This window comes from Companilactobacillus kimchii DSM 13961 = JCM 10707, assembly GCF_001435445.1.
Classification (GTDB): Bacteria; Bacillota; Bacilli; order Lactobacillales; family Lactobacillaceae; genus Companilactobacillus; species Companilactobacillus kimchii.
The window spans coordinates 17,658-30,286 of record NZ_AZDH01000013.1; the positions used below are offsets into that span (position 1 = coordinate 17,658).

Genomic DNA, 12,629 nt, shown 5'->3' on the forward strand with positions numbered 1-12,629 from the left:
TTAGGAGGATTCTTTCGAAATGAAGAACCTGAAAATTAATATCTGGACAGGGATTCTGGATATCATCAACTGTATTTTATTTGCAATATCATGGCCGGTTATTTTTAGTACTGCCGCCAGTGACGCATTCGGTGGTACTAATTTAACTAGCGGAACGGGGGTATTTTTCTACGTGATGGCTGCTTTGGGAGTCATCCTTAATATTGTTGCCCTTGTTCAAAGTAGAAAAAATAATATTTCTATAGTTGGTCCTGTACTAGGAATCATAGGAAATGCCTTGTTTCTTATAACTGCTGCGATGGCATTTCCTGCTATTGTTGTAATTATTATTGGAACAGTTTTTATATTTTTACATCAACCAGCTAAAAATACTAAAACAATAAATTAGATCCACAAAAAAAGTAGAAATGCTAATCTGATAGCATTTCTACTTTTTTATTAAAACATTTAGTTAGCTTGTGCAGGTTCACGGCTACCTAATCTTACCTTTTCAACAGCATGACTGCTTTCGAGGTCTTCTTCTTTGAATCCGAAGAGGTATGTGCATACAAAGGAAACAACGATTGTAGCAGCTGATGCAATTAAGTATCCTGTGAAACTACTGTCAATACCCTTTGGATTGATGAATGAAGCAAATCCGATTAATGAACCGGCAAAGCCCCACATATCAACATGCATTAATCCGGTAATCAAACCACCAACGGCACTACCGATATTTGCTGTCCAGAAGATACGACCATATTTCAAATTAATACCATACATTGCAGGTTCTGTAACTCCAGCAAAGGCTGAAAGTGTAGCGGCACCGGCAATTTGTTTCATATCAATGTTCTTCTTTGTTTTAACAAAGACAGCCATTGCAGCAGCACCTTGAGCAACCATTGTTGCAGAAACAATAGCATTCAATGCACTGTGTCCTGTTGTAGCAATTTGACTAGCAACAACGGGAATAACAGCCCAGTGTAAACCGAAGATAACCAAGCATTGATAGAATCCACCAATCAACAATCCAGAAATAGCAGGACTGAACTTCAATAGAGCAACGATACCATTTGCTAAGTATGAACTTAGAAGTGTAATAACTGGTCCAACGATAACGATAATAATTGCACTGACAATAAATACTTCTAGTAGAGGACTAAGGATCATACGTAGTGACATAACAATATGTTTCTTGAGCCATGGTTCAATCTTTGAAGCAATCCATGCAGCAGCGATCATTGGGAAAATTGAATAAGTATAATTTGCGATATGAATAGGAATACCAAAGAAATTACTGTTGAAATTCATTGCGGTACTACTTGTTTTAGTTGCTACTTGTACCAAAGTTGGATATGCCAAGACACCACCGATAACACCCATGATGATCTGGTTAGCACCTAATCTCTTAGCAGCTGTAAAACCAACTAAAATAGGTAGGAAATAGAATACCGAATCACCCATTGCACTAATAATCATATATGTAGAACTTGTTGCAGATAACCATTTAGCTGAAACGATTAAAGCTAATAATCCCTTTAAAATACCTGATGCAGCTAACAATCCAATGATAGGCATCATGCTGGCTGTGATTACACCAATTAAAGCACTGAAATAAAACTTCGTCTTAGGCCAAACTCCTTTTGGAGCTTCAACCTTTTCTTTCTTAACTTCAGAATCTCCACCAAATCCAGGTCCTAAAGCCTTAACAACAGCATCATAAACATCTTCAACTGCTGGTCCGATAACAACTTGATATTGTCCACCAGCTTTAGCGACATCTAGAACACCTTTCATGGATTTGATAGTGTCGTCATTAGCTTTGTTGTCATCTTTCAAATAGAAACGAACACGTGTGATACAGTGAATAACATTTTCAACGTTACTTACTCCACCAACATTCTTAACGATATCTTTACCTAACTGGTCATAATCTACCTTACCTGATGGCTTAGCAGTAGATTCACCAGGGGCCATCAAACTAACTTCAGCAACATTGTCGCCAGCTTTGATATCACCTTTAGTGACGTTAACATCTTTAACCATCTTATTGGTATTGGTAATAGCGACGATGACATCTGTTACTTTGCTAGCCCTTTTGACAGCATCAATATCCATTGTAGCTACCTTTTGACCAGCTGTAACTGTATCTCCTTCTTTAACAAATAGTTCAAAAGGAGCACCGTTTAGTTCAACAGTATCCACACCCATGTGAACCAAAACCTCTAGTCCATCATCAGTACTGAATCCAATTGCATGCTTTGTTGAAGCTACTAGCATAACTTTCCCAGAGACTGGGGATAAAATTTCATTTCCTGTAGGAATAACTCCAAAGCCGTCGCCCATGTCTTTTTCAGAAAACATTGGATCATGAACTTCAGTTATTGGTACAGCTTTTCCATTTACAGGAGCAAGCATTTTAACTGTACTCTTCATAAGAATAGCACCTCCTTGATTTAGTAACCGGTTACATCTTTCATTCATAATAATAATACATCTTGTCATGTATAAACATCAAGTTAGAACATTTTTTATTATAAAATTCGCACTAAATCAGTATTGACGGGGTGTATAATACACATTGTAATAATGTGTTTAAACAAATATATAGTTTTTATTTATGGAGGAAATAGTCATGAAACCCTTATATCTAAAGTTTACAGATGATGAAATTATTTATTCCGACAATAAAGATCTAAATAATCAACAAAGCTATAAATTTAATTCTAAACAAGAGTTAAAAGAAAATTTTCGAAATTTTGCAAAAATTCTTCCCGCTCCAGTCGATGTTTTAGTGCTTACAAATGTGCGTGAAAGTTTACTAAATAAAAATTTAATTACGTATAATGGTCAAACTATCGATTGCCGTAACGATTTAGAAAACATCTTCCACATCCCTGTTGTTAATATGGAAAATATTCGTAAAGATGGCTTAGCCCTGGCTACTCATAACGCAATTATTTATTCCGGTTGGCACCTAGACTACAATCATTTAGATCATGATAAACGCCAGTATGGTCAAGAATCCATGCAAACCATTGGTAATGGGTTCCTAGGTTTACGAGGCACTTACTTAGAGGCTAAGGCCAGTGATGATAATTACCCTGCTACTTATGTAGCTGGTGTCTTTAATCAATTATCTACCCCTATCAACAATCGTGATGTTATCAATGAAGACTTAGTTAACTTGCCAAATTCTCAATACATCAGCTTTAAAGTAGATGAAGGTGATTATCTCAGAATTAAGGACGATTTAGTTCAAGAATCAATTCGTTCTTTAGATATGAAACATGGAATTTTGACGATTTCTACTATTATAAAGTTGGATGATGGTAAAGAATTAAAAGTCGTCGCTAAGAAATTAGCTGACTTAAAAAATTATCACGATTACTACCTTCAATATTCTGTCACACCGCTCAATTTTTACGGCAAAATAACTATATTGACCCAAACAGACGCTTCAATTGTAAATAGTAATGTTGCTAGGTACCGTAATTTAGCTAATAAACATTTAATTGTCGACAATATCGAAAACGATGACAAAGAAATGTTAATGTTGGCTCACACCAGTCAATCTCAAATTGACCTAGCCATTAAAACCAATATTTCTTATCCTGATATCGACAATACTCAATACTATATGGAAAACAAATCTGAAATTGCTAGTCAATTTATTGAATTTAATGTCAAACCAAATCACACTTATACTCTAGAAAAAGCCGTCAGTATTTTCACTTCACTTGAGACCAAGCCTGACATGATTGACACCGCTAGAAATCACAAATTCATTCCTACATTTGCCGGTGCTCAAGAGGCATCAAAAGAAGCTTGGCATGATGTTTGGAAAAAAGAAAATATTGTTGTTACAGGCGACATAACTGCTCAAAAGTTATTACATTTAAATTGTTTCAGTATGACAATTGCTGCCCAAGAATTGGCTAATAAACATTTGGATGCTTCTGTTGGCTCCAGAGGTTTAACCGGCGAAGGTTATCGTGGTCATATTTTTTGGGATGAACTCTTTGATATGAACTTCTATCTCCTACACTATCCCGAACTGGTTAAAGACTTAATGATGTACCGTTACAACCGTTTGGATGCCGCCAAAGAATATGCTGCAACTAGCGATTACAAAGGAGCTATGTTCCCATGGCAAAGCGGTATGTATGGTGACGAACAATCACAAGAAGTTCACCTAAATCCTATGACTAATACTTGGGACCCTGACAATTCCAGAAAACAACGTCACGTTTCCTTAGCCGTAGCATATAATGTTCTAAATTATTACAACGCTACCCAAGATGAAGCTTTCATGAGTCAATATGGATTAGAAATGCTTTTTGATATTGCTGAATTCTGGATTGGTATGTCCAAATTTGGTCCTGATACTAGAAAGTACACGATCTCCGATGTCATGGGACCAGATGAATTCCACGAAAATTATCCTGGTGATACTGATAACCAAGGATTAAAGAACAACGCTTATACGAATATCATGGTTAGTTGGTTCTTCAAGAAACTTGCCAAATTAATTGAAGACGAGCCTGCTAAAGTAATCGATGATAATCTCAAACGAACTAACTTCACTCAACAAAATATCAAAGATCTAAATAATATTAGACACAATCTCAAATTAGATTTCAGCGGTGATATTTTGGGTCAGTTCGAGGGTTACTTCGATCTCAAAGAAATCAATTTTGACAAATACCGTCAACAATATGGCAATATTTCCAGAATGGATCGAATCCTCAAGGCTCATAATGATTCACCTGATAATTATCAAATTGCGAAACAAGCTGACACTTTAATGGCCCTATTCAATATCCGCGAGAATGCCTTCTTAAAAATCATGCTGGATCTAGGCTATCCAATCGTTAACCCTAACAAGTTTATTCACGATAATATTAAATACTATATTGCCAGAACGACACATGGCTCGACGCTTTCTCGAATCGTTTACTCAATGCTGATGCTTAAAATCGGTGAAGACAGCGAAGCTTGGAAATTATTTTATGAAGCACTAACTAGTGACTATTACGACATCCAAGGTGGCACAACTGCTGAAGGTATCCATTTAGGTGTTATGGGTGCAACATTGAACGTCGTTACCTCCTACTTTGCTGGTGTGGACTATCGTGGCAAGATGCTTGAAGTTAATCCACATATGCCAAAACAATGGGAAGAAGTAGATTTCCAAATGACTTTTAGAGATGTCAACTTCAAATTTAGGGTTACTGACAATACCTTTATCGTGACGACCGACAAGGATACGGAAATCAAATTCCTTAATCAAAAATTACCATTAACAGCTAACCAAGAAATTCAATTAACTTACTAACTAAAATAAACAAGCTATACCAACTGTAATTGATGCTCTTTTACAGTCAGTATGGCTTGTTTTTCTTATGCGCTTACACCCAGATGTGACAAGTTACTCAAAAATAACTTAATCTTTCAGTTCTACCCCCTTACCAATCAAAAATAAAATGATAGAATATTCATAATCTTTATGGAGGGGTTTTAAAATATGATAGATCTGACTAACGGCAGACCTATGAAAGTTATTTTTCTGTATACCATACCTTTGCTATTAGGTAACTTTTTCCAGCAATTTTATAGCTTCATTGATACCCTAATTGTTGGTAAAACTATCAGTGTCAATGCTTTAGCCAGTGTTGGTGCAACAGGGGGATTAACAGCTTTAGTTATTGGATTTGCTCAAGGAATGACCAGTGGACTAACTATTTTAACTGCGAGAAAGTATGGAGCCAATGATGAGGCTGGAGTAAGACAGAGCTTTGCTTCAGGAATCATCATCTCCTTATTCATCATCGTTGTCTTTACAACGATTGCTCTTTTAGTAGCTTATCCACTGCTTGTTGCTATGCAAACACCTAAAGTGTTGTTACATGACTCATTTATCTTTTTGGAGATCATCTTTGCAGGAATCTTTTCTTTTGTAGGTTTTGACTTTCTGGGAAATACAATGCGAGCACTCGGAGATTCAAGAGTGCCTCTATTCTTTTTAATCGTAAGTACAGTTTTAAATATTCTTTTAGAGTTAGTATTTATTCTCTATTTGAAAATGGGTGTAGCTGGTGCTGGCTTAGCTACTGTTGTCGCCCAAACAATCACGTTTGTGATCCTTTATTTCTACATTAGAAAACACATCCCATATTTAATCTTGACACGTGATGATTTCAAAATTGATATGGATGAGATCAAAGAATTGTTAAAAGTTAGTTTGCCAATGGGCTTTCAGTCTTCCATCATCGCCATTGGTTCAATCATCCTACAATTCATGCTCAACACCTTAGGTGCCAATGCAGTCGCTGCATACACGGTTGCCGGAAGAGTTGAACAGATTGCTACTTTGCCAGCCTTTAGTTTTGGTTTGGCCTTGGTTAACTTCACTGCTCAAAATATGGGTGCTAAGAAATTTGATCGTATCTTAAAAGGTGTCAAAGATGGAATTCTAGTTTCCGTTATTTCTAGTCTTGTCATCGGAATCTTTTTAATTTTCTTCGGGCAATCAATTTCTCATTTGTTCATGAATGGTAGTGAAACAAAAGTCTTGAATTTGATTCAAATTTACTACTACTTCAATGGTTCGACCTACTTTATTTTGTCAATTCTCTTCATTGTCAGATACACCTTGCAGGGATTGGGCAATCAAAAAGCACCAACAATTGCGGGTATCGCCGAACTATTAATGAGAGTCTTTGCTGGTGTCGTTCTTATCCGTCTATTCGGATTCTACGGTGCTGCTATGGCCAATCCACTAGCTTGGACCGGTTCAGTATTGGTATTAGTAAGTACTTGGAATATTGAGATAAAGAAACTGAAAAATATGAAGAATCTTCTGAATCATGAGGAAGCAGCTTCCGAATAATTGATACCTGAGTTTCTTATTAAAAATTCCGTCTTCCATAAAAATCGAAAATGCTGGTGGAACGCTGTGGGCATGACTTGGAGCTAAAAATTGCACACGTTGTGCGCAATTTTGGATCTTCAAGATCAGCCTCATTGTAACCGGCAAAGCCGCTAACAATGATTTCACAGCTGACCGCATTTTCAATTTTTACTCCAGACTGGTAAGTGGTTCTATCTATTACCTTTTTTCTAACTTTTTAAAATAAAAACAAAAATGACCTCTATTGAGAGATTCAAGTAAAGGATACATCTTGAATTCTCAAGGAGGTCATTTTTTTGATTAGAAATTTTTTCTTGCATTATATAGAATCCAAGGCCTTAAAACACAGATAATATTAGAACCAAAGAATCAGTCGGTAGTAAAAAATCTGTGAGCTCTCAGTGGTGAGATTTACTTAGCTTGAAGTCGTGTCCACCACGTTCCAGCGGCTCACAAATTTTTTGCGGACGACGGCATATTTCAACCACATATGATTACTAAGATATTCTTTTATTATCTTCAATCATCACTCACGACATAAATTGACTACATTCAGGATATTTTTGTATCCGTTTACAAGCAAACGATATAATATTCATAAATACATTTAGGGAGATGTTATTATGGGAATCTGGGCTATTGTCATAGGTATAATTCTGATTTTACTTTCTCTTCTAACTTTTCGTTCTGTGACAAGAACATTCAAAAAATTAAAAAAAGGTGAAATAACCAATCCCTCACCTTTTATCGCGTATGCTCTCTGGACCACCGATGTTATTGCTTTATTTATCGGTATCGCCGGCATTATGACGTTTACATTTTACTAAACTTTCACAAAATAATAGCTCCTATTTAGATATATAAACATTCTAAATAGGAGCTATTTTTAACTATTTAAAGCTTCAGCACATTCGATTAAGGCATCTTCTACTGCTGGTATTTTGCCTACATAATTCAAAAAGGCATGTGCCAAACCACCATAGCGGATATATTCGGCTTCACATCCTGCCATACCAATTTTTTGAACAAAGGCTTCATCTTGTAATCTGAACGGATCAAACTCACCTGTCATTACCAAAACTTTTTTAAAAACCAATGGATCAGCATACATTGGTGAAATTAGTGGTGCAGAAAGGTTATAATTAGCACCATTCAAATAATATTTTGTCATAATCTTATCTAGACGTTTAAATTGTGTATAGTTATTATGAAGTGCTTGTCTTTGTTCTGGATTAATTGGAATCAAACGATCATTCCAAAATGGACCATTATAATCTGAACCTTGAACTATTGTTGGATAGAATAATATGTGCTTATAAATTTCACAAATACCCATATTACTGCTTAATTGACTCACACTCAATGCAATCGAGGCACCGGCTGAATCTCCAGCTAAAGAAATTTGTTGATGTTTATCACATATATCCATCAATACTGAAAGACAATCTTCAATAGCTGCTGGATAAGGCTTTTCTGGTGCAATGCTATAATCCACACTATAGATAACACCATTGAATTTAGCAGCTAATAAGCGTAAAAATGGTAAAGTGTCTTCAGCGGAACCGCCATAATAAGCACCTCCGTGAACATAAATCAAAGCTTTTTCGTTTGATAAATTTTTGTCATTACGATAAATCTTCAAATATCTAACTTTACGATCCAGCTTATTACTCATTTCTACATCGATTCTAACTGTCGAATCGGAAGCGATTATATCGGCCTTTTGATTTCCAGCACGCAATTGAGTCAAATCATCAGGCAATTGTGGGTCATCACTCAAAGTTTTCAAATGGTCCCAAATTATTGGCTCATAAGAATGGGCATCTACCCTATCTTTAACAATCATTTTGACATTTTCTAGATGAGGAATATCGACCGATTCAATCTGATTCAATCGGCTCAACTCAACGTTATAATCGTTATTCATCATAATAAAAGCCATCCTTTTATTTTTTATTTAAGTCAATTCGTATTATCTATACTACAAATAGTATACGTCCTGTTTAAACATATTTTGAGCTAAATTATAATAAAACTTTTTATTAATATTGATTTATCAAATCACTCTATCAGGAGGGAACAAAGTGACATCTAACAGCAAAATTTCAGCCCGAGAGCACAATTTACAGTCAATCCTACATTTACTGGATATACACAAGTCTCTCTCCGCTAAACAACTCTCAACATTGACCGGATTAAGTGTTGTCAGTATCAATAAACTGATCGAACTACTGGAATTAAAAGATATCCTCACAGTCGACTTTACCAATACTAGAGGCCGTCGAGCTAAGACTTATCAAATAAACTACCAAGCGTATACCCTAGGAGCACTGCAGCTCCACGAAGTTCATGATTATATCAAGGCCAATTATTCTCTCATTGATCTGTCAGGAAAAATCATTTCTCAGACTCATTACGAAGAGAATATAACTTCAGTTGAACAACTTTTAGAATTCATTAAACAGCGTACAGCCCAAAGTAAACCTCAGAAAATAATTGTCGGCATCCCTGGTGATGAATTGAATGGTTACTTGCAGCTAATTGATGTCAAAGCATTGCGTGGTATCAAGCTATCCAAGGCTATTGAGGTTTCAACCGATATCGATACTATCATCGTTAACGATATCAATGCTTGTATCTTTGGAGCAGCCTCTTCGTTACACGAAAGTCAAAATATTGCTGCTGGAATATATTTTCCCAAACTCTATGGGCCTGGTGTCGGAATTGTCATCAACGACCAACTTATTACTGGTGCAGACGGATTAGCAGGTGAAATTCAATACGGTACCGTTGATCAAAATGAATCTCCTAAAGATCAAATTATTGATCACCTACGAAACATCATTAGTTTAATCAATCCTAATCTGCTCATCGCCTATATTGATGAATTGAACCTAACCGATTTAGAAATTAACCAAATTATTCAAACACTCCATCGACATCTACCACTCCATCAGAACTATAAATTGGATTTCAATCGTAATTTTCAAGATGATTATTTGTTTGGTCTGGCTACTATTGGTCGAAATATTATTTTTAAAAAGTTAAGTGGTAATTGAAACCGCTTAACTTTTTTGGTACAATATCCTTATCTTAATTAACTAAGTTTAAAAAGGGGTAAATACATGAGTATAAAACTAATTGCTTTAGATGTTGACGATACATTACTAACTTCCAACCAAAAGATTGCTGAATCTACTAAATCAGCTTTAAAAGAAGCTTTGGCCAAAGGTATCAAAGTTGTTCTTTGTTCCGGTCGACCACTAGCTGGTGTTAGCCATTACTTGGATGAATTGGGTGTACAGGGTGATGACCAATACGTCATCACATACAATGGAGCACTTGTAGAAACAGCCGCTGGTAAAGTCCTTTCCCGTAAGATAATTAATAATAAAGACTATCGAAGAATCGTTAAATTTGTTGAAGCTCGAAAAATGCAATATTATGTGCTTGACGATGATAGCAACGTCTATACTTCCAATCATGATATTAACCGTTTCGCCGTTACTCAAGCTTGGGAAAACAGTGCTGGAATTTTTGTCCGTGAACCAGATGAATTAGCTCCCGATTTTGAAATTGCCAAAGCTGCTATTGTTGGCGAAAAAGAGACTTTGGATCAATATGAACAAGCCGTAAAAGACGAATTTTCTGATGAATATTATGTTGTGCGTGCTGGTGCTAACTTCATCGAGATCATGCATCCCGAAGTTAACAAAGGTGAAGGTTTAACTACTCTAGCTGATATTTTACATTTGAGTAGTGATGAAATAATGGCTTTTGGTGACGAAAAGAATGATTTACCAATGTTTGATTTTGTTGGCTCCGCTGTAGCAATGGGCAATGGTTCAGATATTGCCAAAGAACATGCTAAGTATGTGACTGATACTAACGACAACGACGGTATCGCCAAAGCACTAAAGAAGTATGTCCTTTAATGAAAATTACGCACGAAATAGTTCAGCCAACCCCAAAAGTACCCTTCAAATACTACTTCCATGATGAAAATTCACCTAGACGTGTTGCCCCACATTGGCACCGTAATATTGAATTAGGTTTTATGGTTTCTAAGAACACCATACTGGTCAAAGATGATAATCAAGAAAACGAATATCATCAAGGTGACATTTGGATCATCAATTCACGAGATATTCACGAGACTACTTTTATTAATAGAAAATCAGTCTTTGTTTTCTGCCTCTTGATTGACTATGACTTCCTCAAAAAAATCTATCCTGATATCGACCAAATCCATTTTGATCTTAAAGGTAAGCCAGCTTGTTTAAAACAGTTAATCGCCTATCAAGAGTTGGAAAAACAACTGCGAATGATGATTCAACTTTTGCAGGAACCGCGTGATGATACTTTCAATCTTGATTTGACTGGTCGAATTTATATCTTGATGGCCAATTTGATCAATAATTTTTCCCACAAAGTCACCTCCAACACCTCTGTCAATGAGAGTCTAATCGATCAAGCTCTAGGACTAATCAACAGTAGTTACACTGAGGATTTGAATGGAACAGTATTAGCTCATAAACTAAATACTTCAGTAACAACTTTGAATCAACAATTTCACCAAACCGTTCAAATGTCGATTACCAAATATATCACAACTGTTCGCTTGTTGGCAGCCCAAAAGAAATTACTCAATACTAATCAAAATATCGACTATATTGCGATTGATAGTGGTTTTAACAGCACCAAATCATTTATCAGAAACTTTAAAAATTGGAAGCACACGACTCCCTATCAATACCGTAAAAATTTTGCTGAACTGGAAAGGATTTAACTATGACAATTAAATTAGTTGCTACCGATATGGATGCTACCTTCTTAGATGACAGTAAACACTTTGACACTAAGAGATTCGATAAGATTTATCAATACATGACTGATCACAACATCTATTTTGTTTCTGCCAGTGGTAATCAATATTATCAATTGAAGAACTTCTTTAAAAATTATCCTGAAACACTTTTTGTCGCAGAAAATGGTGCTTTGGTCGGTGATCATCAGGAGATCTTTAAAACTTGGCATTTTCCAGATACTGTAACTAAGAAAGTTATTCAGGTTTTGGAGAACACTGATCATATTCAATACATTGCCTGTGGCCGCAAGTCAGCCTACATTCTCAAAAGTGCAACTGAAGAATTTTACAATATTAGTAAATTCTACTTTCCACGTATTACAAGTGTCGATAGTTTTGAAGATATTGACGACGAAATTCTTAAGTTCTCAGTCAACTGTCCTCTAACTGAAACTGAAGCCTACATGGATCACCTATCTAATGGTATCGGTAAAGAAGTCTCCGTCGTTTCTAGTGGTCACGGTGATATCGATATTATTCAAGCTGAAGCTAACAAGGCTACTGGTTTAGAGTATTTATCACAAAAACTAAATATCAAGCCAGAAGAAATGTGTGCTTTTGGGGATGGCGGCAACGATCTTGAAATGTTACGTTATGTCGGTCATGGTGTTGCCATGGAAAATGCTAGTGACATCGTCTTAGAAACAGCTCCTTACCAAACAACTAATAATAACCAACAAGGTGTTCTCGAGCATCTCGAATCTGTTTTTGAATTGTAAAATCAATTTTTCTTCACATTTAATTAAAACAATCATCGATTTTCTTCAATAATTAATTCATATCTTGGCGGTAAAGTATAAGCATAATCAAATAAGAAAATATTTGGTTATCCTTCCCCTATAGATAATGTATAATCCTTAACAACTTTAA

At 35.8% G+C, this 12,629-nt stretch carries 10 protein-coding genes; 8 read left to right on the plus strand and 2 right to left on the minus strand.

The annotated features are described in order from the left end of the window. The first annotated feature begins 19 nt into the window (after positions 1–19). A complete protein-coding gene (locus tag FC97_RS05330; protein ID WP_054643894.1) occupies positions 20–388 on the plus strand; it encodes a hypothetical protein in 369 nt (122 codons plus the stop codon). A 59-nt stretch (positions 389–447) separates the two neighbouring features. Here the strand turns inward: FC97_RS05330 and FC97_RS05335 are convergent, their stop codons facing one another. Beyond that, positions 448–2,415, minus strand: a complete 1,968-nt coding sequence (locus FC97_RS05335; RefSeq protein WP_054643895.1) for a PTS sugar transporter subunit IIABC — start codon at positions 2,413–2,415, stop codon at positions 448–450. A 199-nt stretch (positions 2,416–2,614) separates the two neighbouring features. Here FC97_RS05335 and FC97_RS05340 point away from each other — a divergent pair, with 199 nt between their 5' ends. The 3 genes from FC97_RS05340 to FC97_RS05350 all read left to right on the plus strand — a co-directional run bounded on the left by FC97_RS05340 (position 2,615) and on the right by FC97_RS05350 (position 7,719). Then, positions 2,615–5,317 (plus strand): glycoside hydrolase family 65 protein, encoded by a 2,703-nt coding sequence (locus FC97_RS05340; protein WP_054643896.1) that lies wholly within the window; start codon positions 2,615–2,617, stop codon positions 5,315–5,317. A gap of 189 nt (positions 5,318–5,506) precedes the next feature. Beyond that, positions 5,507–6,871, plus strand: a complete 1,365-nt coding sequence (locus FC97_RS05345; protein ID WP_054643897.1) for an MATE family efflux transporter — start codon at positions 5,507–5,509, stop codon at positions 6,869–6,871. Between the two features lie 644 nt (positions 6,872–7,515). Then, a complete protein-coding gene (locus FC97_RS05350) occupies positions 7,516–7,719 on the plus strand; it encodes a hypothetical protein (RefSeq protein ID WP_054643898.1) in 204 nt (67 codons plus the stop codon). Between the two features lie 59 nt (positions 7,720–7,778). Here the strand turns inward: FC97_RS05350 and FC97_RS05355 are convergent, their stop codons facing one another. Then, positions 7,779–8,822: an alpha/beta hydrolase gene (locus tag FC97_RS05355; RefSeq protein WP_056967906.1), complete on the minus strand. Its 1,044-nt coding sequence runs from the start codon at positions 8,820–8,822 to the stop codon at positions 7,779–7,781. A 154-nt stretch (positions 8,823–8,976) separates the two neighbouring features. On the opposite strand from FC97_RS05355, the gene FC97_RS05360 reads away from it, so the two are divergent. The 4 genes from FC97_RS05360 to FC97_RS05375 all read left to right on the plus strand — a co-directional run bounded on the left by FC97_RS05360 (position 8,977) and on the right by FC97_RS05375 (position 12,478). Beyond that, complete coding sequence (locus FC97_RS05360; RefSeq protein ID WP_054643899.1) at positions 8,977–9,951, plus strand: ROK family protein; 975 nt, start codon at positions 8,977–8,979, stop codon at positions 9,949–9,951. 66 nt (positions 9,952–10,017) lie between these two features. After that, positions 10,018–10,827 carry a Cof-type HAD-IIB family hydrolase gene (locus FC97_RS05365; RefSeq protein WP_054643900.1) on the plus strand — a complete coding sequence of 270 codons (810 nt, stop codon included), beginning with the start codon at positions 10,018–10,020 and terminating at the stop codon, positions 10,825–10,827. Further along, positions 10,827–11,681: a helix-turn-helix transcriptional regulator gene (locus FC97_RS05370; RefSeq protein ID WP_054643901.1), complete on the plus strand. Its 855-nt coding sequence runs from the start codon at positions 10,827–10,829 to the stop codon at positions 11,679–11,681. Before FC97_RS05365 ends, FC97_RS05370 begins: the two co-directional genes overlap by 1 nt. Positions 11,682–11,683: 2 nt before the next feature. Next, the gene (locus FC97_RS05375; protein ID WP_054643902.1) at positions 11,684–12,478 is read left to right on the plus strand and encodes a Cof-type HAD-IIB family hydrolase; all 795 of its coding nucleotides are present in this window, start codon (positions 11,684–11,686) and stop codon (positions 12,476–12,478) included. Positions 12,479–12,629 lie beyond the last annotated feature (151 nt).

Bases quoted from the DNA above. Each gene is read 5' to 3' on its own strand.
- FC97_RS05330 (WP_054643894.1), top strand. From the start codon at position 20: ATGAAGAACCTGAAAATTAATATCTGGACAGGGATTCTGGATATCATC.
- FC97_RS05335 (WP_054643895.1), bottom strand. From the start codon at position 2,415: ATGAAGAGTACAGTTAAAATGCTTGCTCCTGTAAATGGAAAAGCTGTA.
- FC97_RS05340 (WP_054643896.1), top strand. From the start codon at position 2,615: ATGAAACCCTTATATCTAAAGTTTACAGATGATGAAATTATTTATTCC.
- FC97_RS05345 (WP_054643897.1), top strand. From the start codon at position 5,507: ATGATAGATCTGACTAACGGCAGACCTATGAAAGTTATTTTTCTGTAT.
- FC97_RS05350 (WP_054643898.1), top strand. From the start codon at position 7,516: ATGGGAATCTGGGCTATTGTCATAGGTATAATTCTGATTTTACTTTCT.
- FC97_RS05355 (WP_056967906.1), bottom strand. From the start codon at position 8,822: ATGATGAATAACGATTATAACGTTGAGTTGAGCCGATTGAATCAGATT.
- FC97_RS05365 (WP_054643900.1), top strand. From the start codon at position 10,018: ATGAGTATAAAACTAATTGCTTTAGATGTTGACGATACATTACTAACT.
- FC97_RS05370 (WP_054643901.1), top strand. From the start codon at position 10,827: ATGAAAATTACGCACGAAATAGTTCAGCCAACCCCAAAAGTACCCTTC.
- FC97_RS05375 (WP_054643902.1), top strand. From the start codon at position 11,684: ATGACAATTAAATTAGTTGCTACCGATATGGATGCTACCTTCTTAGAT.